Source organism: Kitasatospora sp. NPDC094019 (assembly GCF_044764505.1).
Lineage (GTDB): Bacteria > Actinomycetota > Actinomycetes > Streptomycetales > Streptomycetaceae > Kitasatospora.
In genome coordinates, this window is record NZ_JBIWIF010000008.1 from 263,299 (window position 1) to 283,930 (window position 20,632).

A 20,632-nucleotide genomic window follows, 5' to 3' on the forward strand; every position below is an offset into this window, starting at 1 on the left:
ACGAAAGTCGGGTTCCGAAGGAACGATTCGGCACTCCTGTTGGCTTTCTAGGCTGGCTAGCATGAGTGCAGTGAGGGAGGTGGCCATGACCGCCATGCCGATCGACTGGATGTACCCGCCGTCCCAGGGCTGGACGTACGAGCAGGTCAGGGAACTCGATCTGCCTGTCGACTGGGAACTGGTGGACGGAGCCGTCGTGGTTCGGGGGATGACGAAGTGGTGGCATGACCAGGTGCGCGATCAGCTGCTGATCGCGTTGTCCGGTGTGCGCACCGCGCCACATGTCGTGAACGTCGAGCGGTGCGTGCTGCTTGACGAGTACAACACTGCCAAACCTGATGTTGTGGTCATCGACAGGACCGGCCTCGACTTCTTCGAGCTGGAGTGCATCCCACCGGAGTCGGTTGCGCTGGCCGTCGAGGTGGTCTCGCCCGGATCCCAGGTTGCGGACCGCTTCCGCAAGCCCGGGCAGTACGCCGACAAGGGCATCCCGTACTTCTGGCGGGTCGAGCGCGGAATCGACAACCTGCCGATCGTGCACGAGTTCCACCGGGACGAGGAGAAGGGCGTCTACCTGCCCGTCGCCCAGCACGAGGGCGTGCTGCGGACGTCGCTCCCGTACCCCGTGGAGATCGACCTCGCGGCGGTCGTCGAGCTGTGAGGGCGCCCGGCGCCCGTATCCTTGGCGGGTGAGCACCACCGACCCCACCTCTGACAACAATCTGCTCGGCGCCGCGGACATCCGGGCGCTCGCGGAAGCGTTCGGCGTGAAGCCGACCAAGCAGCGCGGGCAGAACTTCGTCATCGACGGCAACACCGTGCGGCGGATCGTCCGGGCCGCGGAGGTGACCGGCGAGGACACGGTGGTCGAGGTCGGGCCCGGGCTCGGGTCGCTGACCCTCGCCCTGCTGGAGGTCGCCCGGCACGTCACCGCGGTCGAGATCGACCCGGTGCTCGCCCGCCACCTGCCGGACACCGTCGCCGCCCGGATGCCCGGCAGGGCCGACTCCTTCGACCTGGTGTTCAGCGACGCCATGCTGGTCACCGAGCTGCCCGGCCCGGCGCCGACCGCGCTGGTCGCCAACCTGCCGTACAACGTGGCCGTGCCGGTGCTGCTGCACATGCTCGCCACCTTCCCCAGCATCGAGCGGACCCTGGTCATGGTGCAGAGCGAGGTCGCCGACCGGCTCGCCGCCAAGCCGGGCAACAAGGTCTACGGCGTCCCCTCGGTCAAGGCCAACTGGTACGCGGAGGTGAAGCGGGCCGGTGCGATCGGCCGCAACGTCTTCTGGCCCGCCCCCAACGTCGACTCCGGTCTGGTCTCGCTGGTCCGCCACGACCCGCCGGACACCACCGCGAGCCGCGAGGAGGTGTTCGCCGTCGTCGACGCCGCGTTCGCCCAGCGCCGCAAGACCCTGCGGGCCGCGCTGGCCGGCTGGGCCGGCTCCGCCGCCGGGGCCGAGCAGGCCCTCGCCGCCGCCGGGATCGACCACAAGCTGCGCGGCGAGATGCTCACCGTCGAGCAGTTCGCCGCCATCGCCGAACACAAGCCGGAGTAAGGGTTCCCCAGTGACCGTCACGGTACGCGTGCCCGCCAAGGTCAACGTCCAGCTCGGGGTCGGCGGCCTGCGCGCCGACGGCTTCCACGACCTGGCCAACGTCTTCTTCGCGGTCGCCCTCGGCGACGAGGTGACCGCGATGGCCGGCGAACCCGGCACGGGTGTCACCCTCGGCTGCACCGGGCCGGACGCCGACGCCGTGCCGCTGGACGACAGCAACCTCGCGGCCCGCGCCGCCCGGCTGCTCGCCGCCCACCACGGCCTCGCCGCCCCCGACGTCCACCTGCACATCGCCAAGGCCATCCCGGTGGCCGGCGGCATGGCCGGCGGCAGCGCGGACGGCGCGGCCGCGCTGGTCGCCTGCGACGCCCTGTGGGGGCTCGGCACGCCCGTCGGGACGCTGCTGGAGCTCGCCGCCGAACTCGGCTCGGACGTGCCGTTCGCGCTGGTCGGCGGCGTCGCCCTGGGGCGCGGCCGGGGCGAGATCCTGGAACCGCTGCCCGTCGCCGGCACCTACCACTGGGTCTTCGCCGTCGCCGACGGCGGCCTGTCCACGCCCGCGGTCTTCCGCGAGTGCGACCGCCTGCGCGAGGAGGCCGGCACCGGCTCCAGCGACACCGAGGTGACCACCCCCGACGCCGACCCGGCGCTGCTCGCGGCCCTCGCCGACGGCGACGCCGTCGCCCTGGCCGCCGCACTGGCCAACGACCTCCAGCCGGCCGCCCTGTCGCTGCGCCCGGCCCTCGCCGCCACCCTGCGGGCCGGCACCGAGGCCGGCGCGATCGGCGCCCTGGTCTCCGGCTCCGGGCCGACCTGCGCCTTCCTGACCAAGGACGCGGACGCCGCCGAGGCCGTCGCGGCCGCGCTGCGGGCCTCCGGCAGCTGCCGGGCCGCGCACGCCACGTACGGGCCGGTGCCGGGCGCGGCGGTGACGGCGGGGGAGTAGCGGCGGCGGGGAGCGGCGGACGGCGGCGGGGACCGGCGGGCGCCGGGGCGGGCGGGCGCCAGGTCGGGCGGGCGGGTAGTCGGAGCGGGCCCACTAGGCTGGGGAGGATCCGGACCTCCGCCCGAGCCCGGACCGTCGAACCCAGGAGCGCAGCACACGTGGCCGTCAATCTCGCCACCATCGAGTCCGTCACGAAGGTGTACGGCACCCGGGCCCTTCTGGACGGGGTCAGCCTCGGCGTCAGCGAGGGGGACCGGATCGGCGTCGTCGGACGCAACGGGGACGGCAAGACCACCCTGATCCGGATGCTCGCCAAGCTGGAGGAGCCGGACGGCGGGCGGATCACCCACGCCGGCGGGGTGGAGATGGCCGTCCTCACCCAGCACGACTCGCTGGACCCGACCGCCACCATCCGGCACGAGGTCATCGCCGACCGGGCCGACCACGAGTGGCTCGGCGACGCCCGGATCCGCGACATCATCGAGGGTCTCTTCGGCGGCCTCGACCTGCCCGGCTTCCCCGACGGCCTGGACACCGTCATCGGCCCGCTCTCCGGCGGTGAGCGCCGCCGGATCGCCCTCGCCAAGCTGCTGCTCGGCTCGCCCGACCTGATCGTGCTCGACGAGCCCACCAACCACCTCGACGTCGAGGGCATCGCCTGGCTCGCCCGGCACCTCCAGAACCGCCGCTCCGCGCTCGTCTGCGTCACCCACGACCGCTGGTTCCTCGACCAGGTCTGCACCCGGATGTGGGACGTCCAGAACGGTTCCGTGCACGAGTACGAGGGCGGCTACTCCGACTACGTCTTCGCCCGCGCCGAGCGCTCCCGGATCGAGGCCACCGAGGAGCAGAAGCGTCAGAACCTCGCCCGCAAGGAGCTCGCCTGGCTGCGCCGCGGCGCCCCCGCCCGCACCTCCAAGCCGCGCTACCGGATCGAGGCCGCCAACGCGCTCATCGCCGACGTGCCCGAGCCGCGCGACAAGAGCGAGCTGATGAAGTTCGCCAACGCGCGCCTGGGCCGCACCGTCTTCGAGCTCGAAGACGTCACGGTGAAGGCCGGCCCGAAGCTCCTGATGGAGAACATCACCTGGCAGCTCGGCCCCGGCGACCGGATCGGCCTGCTCGGCGTCAACGGCGCCGGCAAGACCTCGCTGCTGCGCGCGCTGCGCGACGCGTACGCCTCCGAGGGCGACGTCCAGCCCGCCTCCGGCGTCGTCAAGGTCGGCAAGACGGTGCGGCTGGCCTACCTCTCCCAGGAGGTCGCCGAGCTGGAGCCGAGCACCCGGGTGCTCCAGGCCGTCGAGCAGATCCGCTCCCGGGTCGACCTCGGCAAGGGCCGGGAGATGAGCGCCGGCCAGCTGTGCGAGCAGTTCGGCTTCGGCAAGGACAAGCAGTGGACGCCGGTCGGCGACCTGTCCGGCGGCGAGCGGCGCCGGCTCCAGCTGCTCCGGCTGCTGATGGACGAGCCCAACGTGCTGTTCCTGGACGAGCCCACCAACGACCTCGACATCGAGACGCTGAACCAGCTGGAGGACCTCCTCGACGGCTGGCCCGGTTCGATGGTCGTCATCAGCCACGACCGCTTCTTCATCGAGCGGACCACCGACGTGACGTACGCGCTGCTCGGTGACCGGCGGCTGCGGATGCTGCCGAACGGCGTCGACGAGTACCTGCAGCGCCGGACCGCGATGGCCGCCGCCGCTGCCGCCGCCTCGGTGGCGTCCGGCGCGACCGGTGCCGCCGCGGGCGGCGCGGACGCCTCGGCGTCCGCGCTGTCGGGCGGCGACCTGCGGGTGGCGAAGAAGGAGCTGCAGAAGCTGGAGCGCCAGATCGCCAAGCTGGACCAGAAGGAGTCCAAGCTGCACGCCCAGCTCGCCGAGCACGCCGCCGACTTCTCCAAGGTCGCCGAGCTGGACAGCGAGCTGCGGGCGGTCCGGGACGAGAAGGAGGAGCTGGAGATGACCTGGCTGGAGCTGGCCGAGCAGGTCTGACCCGGGTCCGGCCGGGGTCCGACCCGGGGGGCCGACCCGGGGCCGGGGTCCGGCCGGGGCGGGTGGCTCAGCGGGGCGGGTGGCTCAGCGGCTCGGGCTGCCGGCGAGCAGGGTGTCCAGCTCGTCCGCCGCACGGCCCAGCGCGCTGCGCGACGGGTCGTGCGGCCGGGTCGGCCGCGCCGCCGCCCCCGTCGGCGGACGGTGCGCCCGGGCCGCGGCCGTCAGCTCGTCCAACGCCCGGCCGACCCGCTCCACCTCCGCCTGCTCCGGCACCCGCCCGCCGAACCGGCGCTGCGCCGCGAACGCCGCCACCGCACCGCTCAGCCGCTCCAGCGCGGCCGTGGCGGGCAGCCACTCGGCCGCGAGCCGCCCCGTCGGCGGCGGCTCGGCCAGCCCCCGTTCCACCTCCGCGCGGGCGTCGGCGAGTGCCCGGTAGGCCGTCCGCCGCAGCCACACCTCGGCCCGGGGCTCCGGCCCGTCCTGCCGCGCGACCGAGGCCAGATAGGCCCGCAGCGCGGCCGCAGCGGACACCAGCCGCGGCTCGATCCGGTGCCGCGGCCGCTCCGGCCAGAGCAGATGGCCGAACAGCAGCACGATCGCGCTGGCCAGCACCGTGTCCAGTACCCGGGGCCAGAACTCGGCCGCGCCGTCCTGCCCGCCCAGTTGCAGCAGGACCAGCGCCATCGGCGTCATCACCACGGTGTTCAGCCCGTAGTGCGCCGCCGTCGCGTACGGCAGCAGGGCCACGCAGAGCGCGGCGATCGCGACCAGCGCCCACGGACCGGGAGCCAGCGCCAGCACCGCCGCCGTCACCGCCACCCCCAGCGCCGTCCCCACCGAACGGCTCACCGACCGCAGGAACACCGAGCCCAGATCCGGCTTCAGGACGAAGGCGATCGTCATCGGCACCCAGTAGCTCCGGCTCAGCGGCAGCGCGGCCACGAGCGCCGTCCCCACCGCGATGCACAGCGCCAGCCGAGCCCCGTACCGGGCCGCCCCCGGCGACACCAGCCGCACCCGCAGCCGCCACGGGTCCGGTGGTGGCGCGGGAGCCGTGCCCAGCGCGGCCTCCCGGCCCGCGACCGTCGCGGCGGCCGCCCGCAGCGCCGCGTCCAGGGCCTGCCGGGACGGCGTGTCCGGCGCCCAGTCCGGGACCGGCACCTCGCCGCCGCCGCGTTCCACCGCCCGGGCCAGCCGGCCCGGCAGGGCGGCCACCCCCGGCGGCACCGGCCGCAGGGCCCACAGCAGGCCGGTGGCCGCCTCGGTGGCGGCGAGCGCGGCCCGGTACATCGTGTGGACGCGGTCGGCGGGGGTGGGGGCGGGAGCGGGGGCCGCCGGAGCCGCTGGGGCCTGCGGGTGGCGGGGGAGGGGCGGGAGCACGTCCTGGAGTTGGTTCAGCCGGGCGGTCAGCAGCTGGCGGGAGGCCGGCCCCTGCGGCGTCCCGAGATCGGCCAGCATCCGGCCGAGCGCGTCGTACACGGCGGCGAGCGCGCGCACACCCGGATCGGCGCCGGGCGAGCGGCGGCCGCGCAGCGGCACCCCGAGCAGCAGCACCAGCACCGCGCCCGCCGGCAGCACCGCCGCGGCCGCCCACCACGGACGCGGCAGCGGCATACCGCTCCCCAGCGTGGCCGAGACCAGCAGCAGCAGTCCCGCCGCCGAACCGCGCGGGCCCGTCGCGCTCAGCGCGCCGGAGACGAACGCCGTCACGGTCAACGCGGCGCCCAGCGCGACCGCACCCACCTGGGCGTGCTGGAGCGCGGTGCCGACCAGCATGCCCAGCGCCGAGGCGAGCACCGCCCAGGCGATCCGGCGGGCCCGCAGCCGGACCGGCTCGACGCGGTCGTTCATGGTCGCGTGCATCGCACCCAGTCCGGCGAACACCCCGAGGTCCACCCGGTGCGCCAGCAGCCCGGCGGCCAGCGCCAGGGCCATGGCGAGCGCGGCCCGGGCCATCGGCGCCCACGGCAGCGGCGGCCGGGCCGGGCGGGCGGCACGGGCCCACCAGGGGGTGGCGGGGGTGTCGAGGGGGTCGGGCATGCGGGGCGTCCGTCCACGCGGGGCCGGGCCCGGCGAGTGGCGGGGCTGGGCGGCGGCCCGGGTCGCTGCTGTGCGACGCTGCGCGGCAGTGGAGGTCTCGTCCGGCGCTACCGGACCAGGCCAGTCTAACGGCGCCCGCCGACCCCTCGGCCGGACTCCTTCGCGGGCTGCACGTGTCAAGTTCGTACCGATCGCGTACAAGCGGGGGACGGGCCCTGCCGGTCCGACGGAGGTGGTGGCTACGATGATTGAGGCGCCGTCCGTCCCGAGGGGTGGGCGGCTTTGCCGGGTCGACCTGATCGACCTGCGCGGCCGGTAGGACCGAGCAGTTGACGGTGCGTCGCGGTACGGCGACCTGCGGGGGGCCGCACCGCGCACGGGGGAGAGGTGGATTGCTGTGCCAAGCGAGGCTGGACCGGGCGGCGCAGGCTGGGCCGAGGGCCCCAACGGCGAGGTGAAGCCGTGGACGCTGGACAACAGTTGGATCGGCCGTGTGGTCGGCCAGGTCCAGGTCGACGTCAGCGCGACCGCGCTGGTGGCGGCGTTCGGGTCCAAGGACGTCAAGATCGAGCTGGACACGCTCACCGCCTTCAAGAAGAAGGTGGACGCGCTGCTGGCCTCGCTGGAGGGCTCGGAGGCGGCGCAGCACAAGATCAAGGAACAGAAGCTGTACGCCGGGAACCTCGGTAGCGGCTTCCACGAGTCCGCGGACCTGATCGCCGCGTACGAGAAGACGCACGCGGCGATCGCGCAGCTCTCGAAGTCGTTCGCGGAGCAGATCGACAAGATGAGCAGGGCGGTCTCGCAGACGGCGGGCAGCTACGGCAACAACGAGGAGCACCAGACGGCGGCGGTCAACGCGGTCGGTTACACCCCGGCTGCCGGGTCCAACGGGCCGGCGCCCAAGCAGGGCGGCGGCGGGGGCTTCTCGTGACGGTCCGGGGAGCGAGTTTCAGCGATACGGGGAGTAACTGATGGCAGGCGGGACGAACTTCGAGGGGATCCAACACGGCCAGCTCAAGTCCATGGTGGCCGGCAGCGATCCGTCCAAGGTGACCGGTCGCGGCAACCAGCTCAAGGCCGCCGGGCGTGTGCTGGACGAGCTCAGCAAGGCGCTGGCCGCCCATGTGACCCAGATCCAGTGGGAGGGGCCGGCCGCCGAGAACTTCAAGTCGTGGGCCGGTGACCTGCACAAGTCGGCGTCCATGATCAGTGAGTACTCGAAGGGCGCGGGCGACGCGATGGTGCAGGCCGGTGAGGCCCTCAGCAGCGCGAAGACCGGTGTGCCGGAGGTCCCGACCAAGGACATCGACATGGTGAAGCGGCACGCCGAGCAGCCGTGCCTCAAGCCTTCGCCGCTGAGCATCGCGGGCTTCGGCAACCCGTCCGTGTCCACCGACGCGATCATGAAGAAGGAGGACCCGACCTGGGTCTCCTACATGGAGGCCACGGCGGCGCAGAAGCGGGTGGACACCGCGCACCAGGAAGCCATCCACCAGATGGAGAAGCTGGGACAGGCGTACGAGGCGGCGACGGCCAAGCTGAACTCGCTCACGATGCCCGATCTGCCCGGAGCGGCCGGTGACAAGGGCGGCGTGGGCAGCAGCGAAGACGTTTGGGTCGGTGGGGGAGGCAGGACGGGATCGGGCGGTTCGGGGCGCACGTCGCGGGCGGGAACCGGGCCTGGTTCCAGCGGCTACAACCCGTCCTCCGGCGGGGACAGGAGCGGCGGCGGGTCCGTGACACCGCGTCCTCCGGTGCTGGTGACGCCCGGGCCGACCCCGCCGGGGAACGTCACGCCGCCACCGCGGCACGGCACCCCGGTGCCGCTGCCGGGCGACCCGAGCACACCGGGACCGGTACCCACGGGACCGGTGCCGACGCACCCCGGTGACCGCCCCGGCACCGGCCTGGACAGCCTGCCGACGGTACCGACGCTGCCCGGCCCGACCGGACCGGCGGGCCCCGGTGGCGGTCCCGCACCGGTGTACCCCCAGGGCGGCGGTCCCGGTCACTCGGGCACGCCCGGTGGCGGGCCCGGCGGATTCCCCGGAGGGGGTCCGGTCCCGTTCGGCGGGACCGGACCGTTCCTCGGCGGAACGGGTCCGCTGAAGAGCGGCGGCGGGGGTCCTGTCCCCCTGAACCGGACCGGCACGGTCGGGGGCAACCTGCCCACGAGGACCGGCGGTCCGGGCGCGGGCAACGGCGGCACGGTCTTCGGGGCACGCGAGGCCCAGGGCCGCTCCGGCGGGGCCGGTGGCGGTGGCTTCGGCGGTCCGGGGGGCGGGATGCACCCGGGCGGCGGTTCCGGTGGCGGTGTGGTCGGCGGTTCGCGCGGTCGGGGCTACAGCTCGACCGGCGGCGGTGTGGTCGGCGGCGCCAAGGGACCGGTGGCCGGCGGCGAGTTCACCCCGGGCGGCAGCGGCTTGCGCAGCCGGGCCGCCGCGGCCGGTGCGGCGTCCGCCGAGGGCGCTGCGCGGCCGGGCCAGAACGGCATGATGGCGCCGGGCATGGCGGGCGGCGCGGGTGAGCGGCGCGAGCGTGACCGCCGCAACCGGGCCGACTATCTGCACGAGGACGAGGAGACCTGGACCAGCGGTACTCCGAAGAGCAATCCGGGCGTGGTTGAGTAGTCCGGAACGACTGCCCGGCCACTGGGCCTCCCGGTGGCCGGGCAGTCCTGCGCGGGGCGCGGTCCTGGCCCGACGGGGAAAGTGACGAGGGAGCAGCGATGCGGCGGACGAACGTACGGGCGCGGGGGCGGGGGTTCGCCGTGATGGTGCTGGCTGCCGGAGTGGCCATCGGTCCTGCGGTGACACCTGCTGCGGCGGAGTCGATCCGTGAGAACCAGTGGCACCTCGATGCGATGAAGGCCGCCGAGGTCTGGCAGATCAGTAAGGGGCAGGGCGTCACCGTCGCGGTCATCGACAGTGGCTTCAAGCTCGATCATCCTGATCTCGCCGGACAGCTATTGCCGGGCAAGGACTTCAGCGGGCTCCCGGGCGGAGTGGGATCCTTCACCGAGAGTCACGGGACCGAGATGGCTTCAGTGATCGTCGGTTCGGGCAAGGGGATGGGCGGAGGGGGAGCCTATGGTCTGGCTCCTGCGGCCAAGGTGTTGCCGATCAAGATTCGGAACAATGACAACGCCACAGGAGTCACCGGAGCGGAGTTCCTGAAGCAGATCGACCAGGGCATCGTCTATGCCGCCGATCAGGGCGCGAAGGTCATCAACATCTCCCAGGCGATGCCGGCCGCGTTGATGTCGGCGGCCGATGTGGCCGACCTGAAGATGGCAGTCGATCACGCGGCGGCGAAGGGCGCGTTGATTGTGGCCGGGGTGGGGAACTCCGCGCAGAGTGGAAATCCGCTTGAGTACCCGGCGGCGCTGCCCGGAGTCGTAGGAGTGGGCGCAGTCGGGCGCGACGGGACGGTCACCGCGGAATCGGAACAGGGCCCTCAGGTGGATCTGGCCGCGCCGGGATTTGAGATCTACAACGCCTGTACAGGGCCGTCCGGTTACTGCAAGAGCCATGGCACGTCGAATTCGACGGCGATCGTCTCCGCCGCCGCCGCGCTCCTGTGGTCGGTGCACCCGGACTGGAGCGCCAATCAGATCGCTCGGGTACTGATCAATACCGCCGGAAAGCCGACGGACGGCTCCAACCGGAACGACATCGTCGGCTACGGCATCGTCCGCCCGCGCGTGGCGCTGACCGAGCCGGGGGATCCGGGGCCGGCCGATGTGTACCCGATCCAGGAACAGCCGGTGGGGCAGCCCACGTCGGCCGCCCCCTCGGCCCAGGCATCGGCATCGCCGTCGACCGGTGCCGCGGTTCCCGCCCCCGCCCCCACGCCGTCGCCTTCGGCGTCCGCCGGTCCGGTGGCGGCGCAGAAGGACGAGGGCTCGGCCCTGGTCGTGGCGGCCGGGGTGGCCGGGGCCCTGGTGGTGCTGGTGGCCGTGGTGGTCGTCGTGCTGCTGCGGCGGCGGGGCCGGTCCATGGGGTGAGCGGTCGCGCCCCTGGCGTGCGGGCGACGCCGGGGGCGTGAGCCGCCGGGTGGGGCGCGGCTGTCACCCGGGTGGGTGCTGTCGGGGGTGGGGCGGGGTCGCCAGGGTTGGGGGTATGGGTGCGACGGGGCAGATGCGGCGGGCCGCTGCGGCGGCGCTGATCGGTACGGCGATCGAGTTCTACGACTTCTTCCTCTACGGGACGGCGGCCGCGCTCGTCTTCGGGGACGTGTTCTTCCCCGAACTCGGCGCGGTGGGGGCGCTGTTGGCGGCGTTCTCGGTGTACGCGGTGGCGTTCCTGGCGCGGCCGCTGGGGGCGGTGGTGTTCGGGCACTTCGGCGACCGGCTGGGGCGGAAGACCACGCTGGTGGTGTCGCTGCTGCTGATGGGGTTGTCCACGGCGGTGGTGGGCGTGTTGCCGGGGTTCGCGGTGTGGGGGTGGTGGGCGCCGGTGGCGCTGGTGGTGCTGCGGGTGTGCCAGGGGGTGGGGCTGGGCGGGGAGTGGGGTGGTGCGGCGCTGCTGGTGGCGGAGAACGCTCCGGCCGGGCGGCGTGGGCGGTACGGGGCGTATCTGCAGTTGGGGCCGACGACCGGCTTCGTGCTGGCGAACGGGATCTTCCTGGTGCTGCAACTGTGGCTGGACGAGGCGGCGTTCAGGTCCTGGGGCTGGCGGGTGCCGTTCCTGGCGTCGTTGGGTCTGGTGGCGGTGGGGCTGTTCGTGCGGCTGCGGCTGGAGGAGACGCCGTTGTTCCGGGGCGAGGTGCGGTCGGGGGCCGAGCGGGCGCCGGTGGTGGAGGTGCTGCGGGAGCACTGGCGGACGGTGCTGGTGGGCTGCGGCGCGATCACGGTGGGGTACGCGCTGTTCTACCTGACCACGACGTACGCGCTGGCGTACGCGACGACGGGCCTCGGGGTGCCGAGCACGGTGGTGCTGTCGATGCTGCTGGCCGGTGCGGCGGGGAAGGCGGTGACGGTGTGGCTGAGCGCGCGGCGCAGTGACACCTGGGGGCGCCGGCGGACGCTGCAGGGGGCGACGGGGCTGGCCGTGGTGTGGTCGCTGGTGCTGTTCCCGCTGCTGGAGACGGAGCGGCGCGGGCTGATGTTCCTCGCGCTGGCGGGGGCGATGGTGGTGCTGGGCTGTCTGCTGGGGCCGTTGGCGGCGTTCCTGCCGGAGCTGTTCCCGACCCGGGTGCGGTACACGGGGGCGGCGCTGACCTACAACCTGGGCGGGGTGGTGGGCGGGGCGACCACCCCGCTGATCGCGACCAGGCTGACCGCGACCTACGGGACGGCGGAGCCGGTCGGCTGGTACCTGGCGGGGTGCGGGGTGGTGGCGCTGCTGTGTCTGCGGCTGCTGCCGGAGACCAGTGGGAGCGACCTCGCGGCGGTGTCCGGGCCGGTCGCGCGGACGGCCGGGACGGATTTCCCATTCCGCCCCCCTGCCGTGTAATGTCTTCCTTGTTCGAGCGAGCGGGCGGAGCGGAAGCGAAGCCGGGGAGTTCGGACAGGCAACAGGCCCCTATAGCTCAGTCGGTAGAGCGTCTCCATGGTAAGGAGAAGGTCTGCGGTTCGATTCCGCATGGGGGCTCGGTCAGGACCCCCGCCATCGAGGCGGGGGTCCTTTTCGTTGTGTCCGCCCGCTGATGGCGGTGGGACGGTCTGGCAAGTCGGGTACGGAATGCGCTGTGATGGTGCGTCACCGGCCGCCCGCTCCCGCCGGGCGGGGCTGCGGGCGGGACGCCGACCTGGAGGGGTCTCATGGGTGTTCGCCTCGTGGTGGTGGACGACCACCGGTTGTTGGCCGAGGCGCTGGCCACCGCGCTCCAGTTGCGCGGGCACCGGGTGCTCGCGGTGGGGTCGCCGGCCGCGTCGGCGGCCGATCTGGTGGCGGGGCGGCGTCCGGAGGTGTGCCTGCTGGGGGTGGCCGTACCGTCCGATCCGGGGGCGTTCGACGGCTTGCGCCGGATCCGCCGGGAACGGCCCGAGGTGGCTGTCATCGTGCTCGGTCCGGTGGGTGAACTCCGTGGTGTGGCAGCCGCGTTCGCCTCCGGTGCGGCCGGGTACGTGCCGAGTGACGAGCGGATCGAGGTGGTCGAGCGGGCGATCGCCCGGGCCCGGGCCGGTGAGGCGGCGGTCGCGGTGGAGGTGCTGCGGGGCGCCTTCGACCAGTTGCTGCGGCCGGCGGTGGAGCCGGACGACGAGGCGGTCCGGCTGCTGCGGCTGCTGACCCGGCGCGAGGTGCAGGTGCTGGCGCGGATCGCGGACGGGGAGGACACCGCGGCGATCGCGGCGGGGATGCGGATCGCGGCCAGCACGGCCCGGACGCACGTCCAGCGGGTGCTGATGAAGCTCGGCGCGCGGACCCGGTTGGAGGCGGCGGCGGTGGCGGCGCGCACCGGACTGCTGGACCGGATGGCGCGCGGTTGACGGGCGGGTGACCCGTGGCCCGGGCGTGGCCCGGGCGTTGTCCGGCCCGCGACCGGGTGGGAGCCCGGCGGGGGCGGGGTGCCGGCCGGGCGGAACCGGGGCGGAACGGGTGCCGGACGGTCGGCCGGATGGTCCGAGCACCCCTCGCGGACAGGGAGAATGGGCCCCAGTCGTACGAACGTCCCCGATGGTGCGCCGATCGCGGACCATCGCCCGCTGGAGGTCGCATCATGAGTAAGTACCTGGTCACGGGTGGCGCCGGCTATGTCGGCAGTGTGGTCGCCGCCCACCTGCTGGAGGCGGGGCACCAGGTGACCGTCCTGGACGACCTCTCGACGGGCTTCCGCGAGGGCGTGCCGGCCGGTGCCGAGTTCGTCGAGGGCCGGATCCAGGAGGCCGGCAAGGTCCTCGACGGCTCCTTCGACGGTGTGCTCCACTTCGCGGCCTCCTCGCAGGTCGGCGAGTCCGTCGTGGACCCGGAGAAGTACTGGCGCAACAACGTGGCCGGCTCGCTGGAGCTGATCGCCGCGATGCGCGCCGCCGGCGTCCGCAAGCTGGTGTTCTCCTCGACCGCGGCCACCTACGGCGAGCCGGAGTCGGTGCCGATCGCCGAGACCGCCCGCACCGCGCCGACCAACACCTACGGCGCCACCAAGCTGGCCGTGGACCACCTGATCACCAGCGAGGCCGTCGCCCACGGCCTGGCCGCCGTCTCGCTGCGCTACTTCAACGTGGCGGGCGCGTACGGGGCGTACGGCGAGCGGCACGACCCGGAGTCGCACCTGATCCCGCTGGTGTTCCAGGCCGCGCTCGGGCAGCGCGAGCACATCGCGGTGTACGGCGACGACTACCCGACCCCGGACGGCACCTGCATCCGCGACTACATCCACGTCGCGGACCTGGCCGACGCGCACCTGCTGGCGCTGGACGCCGCCGAGCCGGGCGAGCACCTGATCTGCAACCTGGGCAACGGCAGCGGCTTCTCGGTCCACGAGGTGATCGAGTCGGTCAAGCGGGTCACCGGCCGGGAGATCCCGGTGGTGGTCTCCGGCCGCCGCGCCGGCGACCCGGCGGTCCTGGTGGCCTCGGCCGAGCGCGCCCACCAGGCGCTGGGCTGGACCCCGCGCCGCCCGAACCTGGACGACATCGTGGCCGACGCCTGGAAGTTCACCCTGGAGAAGAACGCCGGCTGAGGCGCGGGCCGGGGCCTGCCCCGGCCCGGCGGACGACCGGGCGCCGCTCCGCCGTACGGCGGAGCGGCGCTCCGGTGTTCCCGGGGCCGACCGGAGGGTCGCTGCCGGAGGCGCCCAGGGCCTCAAGTCACGTCGATTTCGCACCTCCTGACGAAACTTCACCAAACCCCCACCGCGCCCGCGCCCACCCCGTACGCTGATTCCGGTACCGGTGGGGGTCGGCACCTCGGCCCTTCCGGACACCCGGGAGGTGAGCGGCGCAGGAGCGCCCGGACGACGGCGGCGGCGGCGGATTCGGCGCGCCGTCCCGGACGCGGGCCGGAGCTGAGCAGGGGGGAAGTGACGATGGGGCGGATCCGCGTCCTGGTGGTCGACGACCACCGGATCTTCGCCGAGGCGCTGGCCGCGGCGCTCGCCGCCGAGCCCGATGTCGAGGTCGGCGCGGCGGGCAGCGCGGCCGCCGCGGAGCGGGCGCTGGAGCGTGCCGCCGCCGAGGGGCGGGTGTTCGACGTGGTCCTGGTCGACGCCGACCTCGGGGTGGCGGAGGCCGTGGCCGCCCGCAAGCCCCGCCAGCCGGGCGCCGACCCGCCGGACACCCTCCGTCGCCGCCCCGCGACGGCCGTGCCCTCGCCCCGCCGGCCGCCGGTGGCCCAGGCCGCCGGACCGCCCGCGGCGGCCGTTCCGCCCGGGACGGCGGCTCCGCCCGGGACCGGCGGCCGTCATCCGTCCGACCGGCGCCCGGCCGCTCACCCGGCCGCCCCGCTCGTGGCGGAACCGTATCCGGCGGCGCCGGTGATCCCGGCCGTCGCCCCGGTGGCCCCCGCGGCCGTCCCGGCCGTCGGACAGATCCCCGACGGCATCACCCTGCTGGCCCGGATCCGCCGCCACCACCCCGGTCTGCGGGCGATCGTCCTGGCCACCGCCGACGATCCGCACCGGGCCGCCCGCGCCCTGCACGCGGGTGCCACCGGCTGGGTGGCCAAGGAGAGCTCGCTGGCCCGGCTGCTGGCGGTGATCCGGGGGGTCCTGCGGGACGAGACCCATCTGCCGCCCGCGCTGCTGACCGGCGTGATCCGCGAACTCACCACAGCCCGCCGGGACCGCACCGAGAGCGAACGGCTGGTCGACACGCTCACCCCGCGGGAGAAGCAGATCCTGCGCTGCATGGTCGCGGGCCTCGGTCGGCAGGCCGTCGCCGAGCGGCTCTACCTCTCCCCGCACACCGTCCGTACGCACATGCAGAACGTCCTCGGCAAGCTCGGGGTGCACTCCACCCTGGCCGCCGTCGCGGTGGCCCGCCGGGCGGGCGTCAGCCCGTCCGAGCTCGCGGCTCCCGCTGTTCCGCCGTCCGTCGCCACGACCACCTCTCCCGGCCCCGGCTGATCCGCCCGCCCGTCACATCAGCACACCGGTTCGGCTCCGTCAGGTCAGGGAACTCCGGAGGACAGATGTCGCCGCACAGTACTTCCGCACGCCCGAACCCGACGCCGCAGGGCGACGACGAGAGCGCCGACAAGAACGCGAGCACCGCCGCGAGTGCCCCGGGCGCCCGTCCGGTGCCACCGTCGGCCGCCGCGGCGCCCGTCGGCCCCGCCGCGCCGCCGACGGGAATGCGCACCCTGGTGGTCGGCGCCGGAGCCGCCGGGACCGCGCTGGTGCGCGACCTCGGCCGCGCCCCGGAGTTCGGCCTCGACCCGATCGGCCTGCTGGACGACGACCCGGCCAAGGCCGGGCAGTCGGTGGACACCGTCCCGGTCCTCGGCACGCTCGCCGACCTGACCGCGCTCGCGGTCCAGCACCGCGCCCAGGTGGTGGCGCTGGCGATCCCGGGGCTCGCCCCGCAGCGGGTCCGGGCGCTGGCCACCGCCGCCGCGGCGGCCGGGGCGGCGGTCCGCTACCTGCCGTCCTTCCTCGCCGCGCTGCGCCGGGAGGTGGTCGGCTCGGACATGCGCAGCCTGGACGTCAACCGGCTGATCGGCCGGCACGAGGTGCACGTCGTCTCCGCCGACGTCCGGGACGTGATCGAGGGCCGGCGGGTGCTGGTGACCGGCGCGGGCGGCTCGATCGGCAGTGAACTCTGCCGCCAGGTGCACGCGTTCAACCCGAGCGCGCTCTACATGCTGGACCACGACGAGTCGAACCTGCACCGGCTCCAGCTGGAGATCTGGGGCGAGGCGCTGCTCACCGACGAATCGCTGGTGATCGCCGACATCCGGGACCGGCCGCGGATCCAGCAGATCTTCCGGGACCTGGAGCCCGAGGTGGTCTTCCACGCCGCCGCCCACAAGCACCTGCCGCTGCTGGAGCGCCACCCGAGCGAGGCGGTGAAGTCCAATGTGCTCGGCACCGACCACCTGGTGGAGGCGGCGCTGGCCACCGGTGTCGAGCGGTTCGTGCTGATCTCCACCGACAAGGCGGCCGACCCGACCTCGGTGCTCGGCGCCAGCAAGCGGCTGGCCGAGCTGATCGTCCAGGCCAACGCCAGGGACGCCCGCAACCTCGGCACCGGGGTGTTCTCCGCGGTGCGGTTCGGCAATGTGCTGGGCTCGCGCGGCTCGCTGCTCTCGGTCCTGGCCGAACAGCTGCGCAGCGGCGGGCCGGTGACCGTGACCCACCCCGATGTCACCCGGTTCTTCATGACCATCGAGGAGGCCGTCGGCCTGGTGCTGGAGTCGGGCCGGATGGCGCGCGGCGGCGAGGTGTTCGTCCTGGACATGGGCGAGCCGGTGCGGATCGTCGACCTGGTGCACAACTTCGCCGAGCAGGTGCAGCTGGCCCGGGACGAGGTGGAGATCCGCTACACCGGGCTGCGGGCCGGGGAGAAGCTCAACGAGGCGCTGTTCTCGGAGGACGAGGAGCGGCTGGCGACCGAGCACGCCCGGATCTACGCCACCGTCGCGGACACCGCGGGCGGGCCGGAGGACCTGGCCGGCGGGCTGACCGGGCTGTACGGGGCGGCGGCGGTGAACAGCGACGACGAGGTGCGCCGCCGGCTGGCCGAACTGCTGCCGGGCTACCGGACGCCGGAGCCCGCGCCCGCCCCGGTGCCCGCGCTCAGCACGCCCTATCCGGACGGTTTCTGACCTGACGGTTCCACGCCCGTGGGCTTCCCGCCGGACGGGTCCGCACTGGGCGGCTCCGAGCGGACGCCGCCCGGCCGGGGCCGCTCAGGGGATGTTGTCGAAGGGCGCGACCAGCTGCCGGAGCAGTCCGGCGAGCTCGCCCTGCTGGGTGGAGGTCAGCTGGGCGAGCAGTTCGCGCTCGTGGGCGAGCAGTCCGGCGAGTGCCTGGTCGGCGCGGTCGCGCCCGTCGTCGGTGAGCCGGACCAGGACGCCGCGCCGGTCGTCGGGGTCGGGCAGCCGCTTGACCAGGCCCTTGCCGGTGAGCCGGTCGATCCGGTTGGTCATGGTGCCGGAGGTGACCAGGGTCTGGGTGAGCAGCTGGCCGGGGGAGAGCTGATAGGGGGAGCCGGCCCGTCGCAGGGCGGTCAGGACGTCGAACTCCCAGGGCTCCAGCCCGTGCTCGGCGAAGGCGGTGCGGCGGGCGCGGTCGAGGTGGCGGGCGAGCCGGCTGACCCGGCTGAGCACTTCGAGCGGTTCCACGTCGAGGTCGGGGCGCTCTCTGCGCCATGCCGCGACCAGTCGATCGACCTCGTCCTCCATGGCGATCAGTGTATCGGGGGTTGTGTCGATGTGAAGTCTCTTGACATCGAGAAATCCAGCCTGAAAGCTGGCGATATATCTTGATGTCGAGATACTTGCGAGGCCGATCATGACTTCCCCCGTCTGGGACCCCGAGCAGTACCTGCGCTTCGCCGACGAACGGACCCGCCCGCTGCGCGATCTGCTCGCCCGCGTCCCCGCCCTCCCGCGCGAACCGGCCGCCACCGTGCTGGACATCGGCTGCGGGCCCGGCAACTCCACCGCCGTCCTGCGCGAACGCTGGCCCGGGGCCCGGATCACCGGGATCGACAACTCCGCCGAGATGCTCGCCGCCGCCCGCGACGAGGGCGGACCCGACGCCGACTACCTGCTCGCCGACGCGGGCGACTACGACCCGGCCGGGGCGGAACCCGACGCGATCGTCTCCAACGCGACGCTCCAGTGGATCCCCGGGCACCTCGGGCTGCTGCCGCGCTGGGCCGGGGCGCTCCGGGCCGGCGGGGTGATCGCCTTCCAGGTGCCCGGCAACTTCGACGCGCCCAGCCACCTGGCACTCGCCGAGCTGCGCCGGTCCCCCCGCTGGCGCGCCCTGCTCGGGGCGGACGCCGTCCGGGCCGGCGTCCACGAGCCCGGTGTCTACCTGGACGCGCTCACCCGGGCCGGCTGCGCGGCCGACGTCTGGGAGACCACCTACAGCACCCTGCTCACCGGGCCGGACCCGGTACTGGAGTGGGTCAAGGGCACCGCCCTGCGCCCGGTCCTCACCCGGCTCACCGACGAGGCCGACCGGACCGCGTTCGTCGCCGAGTACGGGGCGCTGCTGCGCGCGGCCTACCCGGCCGGGCCGCACGGCACGGTCTTCCCGTTCCGGCGGATCTTCGCCGTCGGGGTGAAGCGGGCCTGACCCCGGACCGCGGGGCCGACGGCGCGCGAACCGGGGCCGCCCCCCGCCGGGGCGGGGGTCTCAGGTCCTGCGCTCGCCGACCAGCTTGGGGTGCCGCTCCATCCCCTCCAGGCCGTGCCAGGCCAGGTTCACCAGATGGGCGGCCACCTCGGCCTTGTCCGGCTTGCGCACCTCCAGCCACCACTGGCCGGTCAGCGCGACCATGCCCACCAGCATCTGCGAGTACATCGGGGCCAGCCGGGCGTCGAAGCCCCGGGCCTTGAACTCCAGGCCCAGGATGTCCTCGACCTGGGTGGCGATGTCGCTGATCAGGGAGGCGAAGGTGCCTGTCGACTGGGCGACCGGGGAGTCCCGGACCAGGATCCGGAAGCCGTCGGTCGAGGTGTCGATGTAGTCCATCAGCGCGAACGCCGCCTGCTCCAGCAGCTCGCGCGAGTGCCCCCCGGTCAGCGCCCCCGTCACCATGTCCAGCAGCAACTGCATCTCGCGGTCGACGACCACGGCGTACAGCCCCTCCTTGCCGCCGAAGTGCTCGTACACCACCGGCTTGGAGACCCCGGCCCGCTCGGCGATCTCCTCCACCGAGGTGCCGTCGTAGCCGCGCTCGGCGAACACCGTGCGGCCGATCTCCAGCAGCTGCTCCCGGCGCTGCTTGCCGGTCATCCGCACCCGGCCGCCCCGCCGGCGCGGAGCCGACGCAGCGCCGTCCGCCCCGGCGGCGGCACGCGGACGGTCCTGCGCCGGGCCGGGCGCGGCGTCCGTCCGCGTGCTCCGGTGGCCGCCTGTGCTGTCTGCGCTGCTCCCGTTCACCCCTACATCATGCTGCAGGTGCGCCCTCATGCGGCGCGGCGGGCGGCGATCCGCTGCGCGTCCGGCCAGCGGACGTCGCGGACCCAGCCCGCCAGCTCGAACCAGCGGATCAGCCGGGCCGAGGAGTCGATCTGACCGCGCAGGACGCCGTGCCGGGCCGAGGTGGGGTCGGCGTGGTGCAGGTTGTGCCAGGACTCGCCGCAGGAGAGCACGGCCAGCCACCACACGTTGCCGGAGCGGTCCCGGGAGCGGAACGGCCGGCTGCCGAGCGCGTGGCAGATCGAGTTGATCGACCAGGTGACGTGGTGCAGCAGCGCCACCCGGACCAGCGAACCCCAGAAGAAGGCGGACAGCGCGCCCTGCCAGGAGAGCGTGACCAGCCCGCCGACCAGCGGCGGAAGCAGCATCGACAGGGTGGTCCAGAGCCAGAACAGCCGGGAGATCCGCCTTATGGCCGGGTCGCCGATCAGGTCGGGCGCGTACTTGAGCTGCGGGGTCTGCTCCTCGTCGAAGAGCCAGCCCATGTGCGCCCACCACAGGCCCTTGAGCAGGGCGGGGACGGTCTCGCCGTAGCGCCAGGGCGAGTGCGGGTCGCCGTCCTTGTCGCTGAACCGGTGGTGCTTGCGGTGGTCCGCCACCCAGCGCACCAGCGGGCCCTCGATCGCCAGCGAGCCGGCCACCGCGAGGGCGAGCCGCACCGGGCGGTTGGCCTTGAAGGCGCCGTGGGTGAAGTACCGGTGGTAGCCGACGGTGATGCCGTGGCAGGTGAGGAAGTACATGACGGTGGCGATCGCGAGATCGGTCCAGCCGAGGCCCCACCCCCAGGCCACCGGGACGGCGGCGACCAGGGCGACGAAGGGCACGGCGATGAACAGTCCCAGGGCGATCCGCTCGGCGGCGCCCTGCTTCTCCCCGCCGCGGGTGGCGGAGAGCAGCTGCGGGTCGGTGCCGTCGGCCGGGGCCGGTACGGAGGGGTCGGGAATGTCGGGGGTGTCGGGTCCGGGGGCGGGGGTGTCGAGGGGGCGCGCGGAATCGGCGTGCGCCTCGCCGGCCTGGATGGTCATGGGTGTCCCTTGAAGGGGGAGAGGACG

General features: G+C 74.0%; 17 protein-coding genes and 1 tRNA gene. 14 read left to right on the plus strand and 4 right to left on the minus strand.

All coding sequences use genetic code 11. From position 1 onward, the window contains the following. The first annotated feature begins 61 nt into the window (after positions 1–61). The 4 genes from ACIQ9P_RS20350 (at position 62) to ACIQ9P_RS20365 (ending at position 4,496) form a co-directional block, all read left to right on the plus strand. The gene (locus ACIQ9P_RS20350) at positions 62–661 is read left to right on the plus strand and encodes a Uma2 family endonuclease (RefSeq protein ID WP_402357588.1); all 600 of its coding nucleotides are present in this window, start codon (positions 62–64) and stop codon (positions 659–661) included. A 28-nt stretch (positions 662–689) separates the two neighbouring features. Then, the gene (gene rsmA / locus ACIQ9P_RS20355; RefSeq protein WP_402357591.1) at positions 690–1,559 is read left to right on the plus strand and encodes a 16S rRNA (adenine(1518)-N(6)/adenine(1519)-N(6))-dimethyltransferase RsmA; all 870 of its coding nucleotides are present in this window, start codon (positions 690–692) and stop codon (positions 1,557–1,559) included. A 10-nt stretch (positions 1,560–1,569) separates the two neighbouring features. After that, positions 1,570–2,505 carry a 4-(cytidine 5'-diphospho)-2-C-methyl-D-erythritol kinase gene (locus ACIQ9P_RS20360; protein ID WP_402357594.1) on the plus strand — a complete coding sequence of 312 codons (936 nt, stop codon included), beginning with the start codon at positions 1,570–1,572 and terminating at the stop codon, positions 2,503–2,505. Between the two features lie 158 nt (positions 2,506–2,663). Then, positions 2,664–4,496 (plus strand): ABC-F family ATP-binding cassette domain-containing protein, encoded by a 1,833-nt coding sequence (locus ACIQ9P_RS20365; RefSeq protein WP_402357597.1) that lies wholly within the window; start codon positions 2,664–2,666, stop codon positions 4,494–4,496. A gap of 84 nt (positions 4,497–4,580) precedes the next feature. Here ACIQ9P_RS20365 and ACIQ9P_RS20370 read toward each other — a convergent pair whose 3' ends face one another. Beyond that, positions 4,581–6,536: an FUSC family protein gene (locus ACIQ9P_RS20370; protein WP_402357600.1), complete on the minus strand. Its 1,956-nt coding sequence runs from the start codon at positions 6,534–6,536 to the stop codon at positions 4,581–4,583. Between the two features lie 397 nt (positions 6,537–6,933). Here ACIQ9P_RS20370 and ACIQ9P_RS20375 point away from each other — a divergent pair, with 397 nt between their 5' ends. The 9 genes from ACIQ9P_RS20375 (at position 6,934) to ACIQ9P_RS20415 (ending at position 17,248) form a co-directional block, all read left to right on the plus strand. Next, positions 6,934–7,470, plus strand: coding sequence for a hypothetical protein (locus tag ACIQ9P_RS20375; protein WP_402357603.1), 537 nt, complete (start codon positions 6,934–6,936; stop codon positions 7,468–7,470). 40 nt (positions 7,471–7,510) lie between these two features. After that, a complete protein-coding gene (locus tag ACIQ9P_RS20380; protein WP_402357606.1) occupies positions 7,511–9,169 on the plus strand; it encodes a WXG100 family type VII secretion target in 1,659 nt (552 codons plus the stop codon). 143 nt (positions 9,170–9,312) lie between these two features. After that, the gene (mycP, locus tag ACIQ9P_RS20385; RefSeq protein WP_402357609.1) at positions 9,313–10,545 is read left to right on the plus strand and encodes a type VII secretion-associated serine protease mycosin; all 1,233 of its coding nucleotides are present in this window, start codon (positions 9,313–9,315) and stop codon (positions 10,543–10,545) included. A gap of 115 nt (positions 10,546–10,660) precedes the next feature. Continuing rightward, positions 10,661–11,995 (plus strand): MFS transporter, encoded by a 1,335-nt coding sequence (locus ACIQ9P_RS20390; RefSeq protein ID WP_402357612.1) that lies wholly within the window; start codon positions 10,661–10,663, stop codon positions 11,993–11,995. 65 nt (positions 11,996–12,060) lie between these two features. Continuing rightward, positions 12,061–12,133, plus strand: a tRNA-Thr gene (locus tag ACIQ9P_RS20395). 170 nt (positions 12,134–12,303) lie between these two features. Then, positions 12,304–12,972, plus strand: a complete 669-nt coding sequence (locus tag ACIQ9P_RS20400) for a LuxR C-terminal-related transcriptional regulator (RefSeq protein ID WP_402357615.1) — start codon at positions 12,304–12,306, stop codon at positions 12,970–12,972. Positions 12,973–13,202: 230 nt separating this feature from the next. Then, a complete protein-coding gene (gene galE, locus ACIQ9P_RS20405) occupies positions 13,203–14,165 on the plus strand; it encodes a UDP-glucose 4-epimerase GalE (RefSeq protein ID WP_402357617.1) in 963 nt (320 codons plus the stop codon). A 345-nt stretch (positions 14,166–14,510) separates the two neighbouring features. After that, entirely contained in the window at positions 14,511–15,548 is a 1,038-nt protein-coding gene (locus ACIQ9P_RS20410; RefSeq protein WP_402357620.1) for a LuxR C-terminal-related transcriptional regulator, read from the plus strand. 65 nt (positions 15,549–15,613) lie between these two features. Further along, complete coding sequence (locus tag ACIQ9P_RS20415; RefSeq protein ID WP_402357623.1) at positions 15,614–17,248, plus strand: polysaccharide biosynthesis protein; 1,635 nt, start codon at positions 15,614–15,616, stop codon at positions 17,246–17,248. Positions 17,249–17,332: 84 nt separating this feature from the next. Here the strand turns inward: ACIQ9P_RS20415 and ACIQ9P_RS20420 are convergent, their stop codons facing one another. Next, on the minus strand, positions 17,333–17,827 hold the full coding sequence (locus tag ACIQ9P_RS20420; protein WP_030398043.1) for a MarR family winged helix-turn-helix transcriptional regulator: 495 nt from the start codon (positions 17,825–17,827) through the stop codon (positions 17,333–17,335). 109 nt (positions 17,828–17,936) lie between these two features. Between ACIQ9P_RS20420 and ACIQ9P_RS20425 the strand changes: the two genes are divergently transcribed. Continuing rightward, the gene (locus ACIQ9P_RS20425) at positions 17,937–18,731 is read left to right on the plus strand and encodes a methyltransferase domain-containing protein (RefSeq protein ID WP_402357626.1); all 795 of its coding nucleotides are present in this window, start codon (positions 17,937–17,939) and stop codon (positions 18,729–18,731) included. Between the two features lie 60 nt (positions 18,732–18,791). Here ACIQ9P_RS20425 and ACIQ9P_RS20430 read toward each other — a convergent pair whose 3' ends face one another. Together ACIQ9P_RS20430 and ACIQ9P_RS20435 are read right to left on the minus strand one after the other, a co-directional pair. Continuing rightward, positions 18,792–19,394, minus strand: coding sequence for a TetR family transcriptional regulator (locus tag ACIQ9P_RS20430; protein ID WP_402357629.1), 603 nt, complete (start codon positions 19,392–19,394; stop codon positions 18,792–18,794). Between the two features lie 173 nt (positions 19,395–19,567). Then, complete coding sequence (locus ACIQ9P_RS20435; protein ID WP_402357632.1) at positions 19,568–20,605, minus strand: acyl-CoA desaturase; 1,038 nt, start codon at positions 20,603–20,605, stop codon at positions 19,568–19,570. Positions 20,606–20,632: the final 27 nt, after the last annotated feature.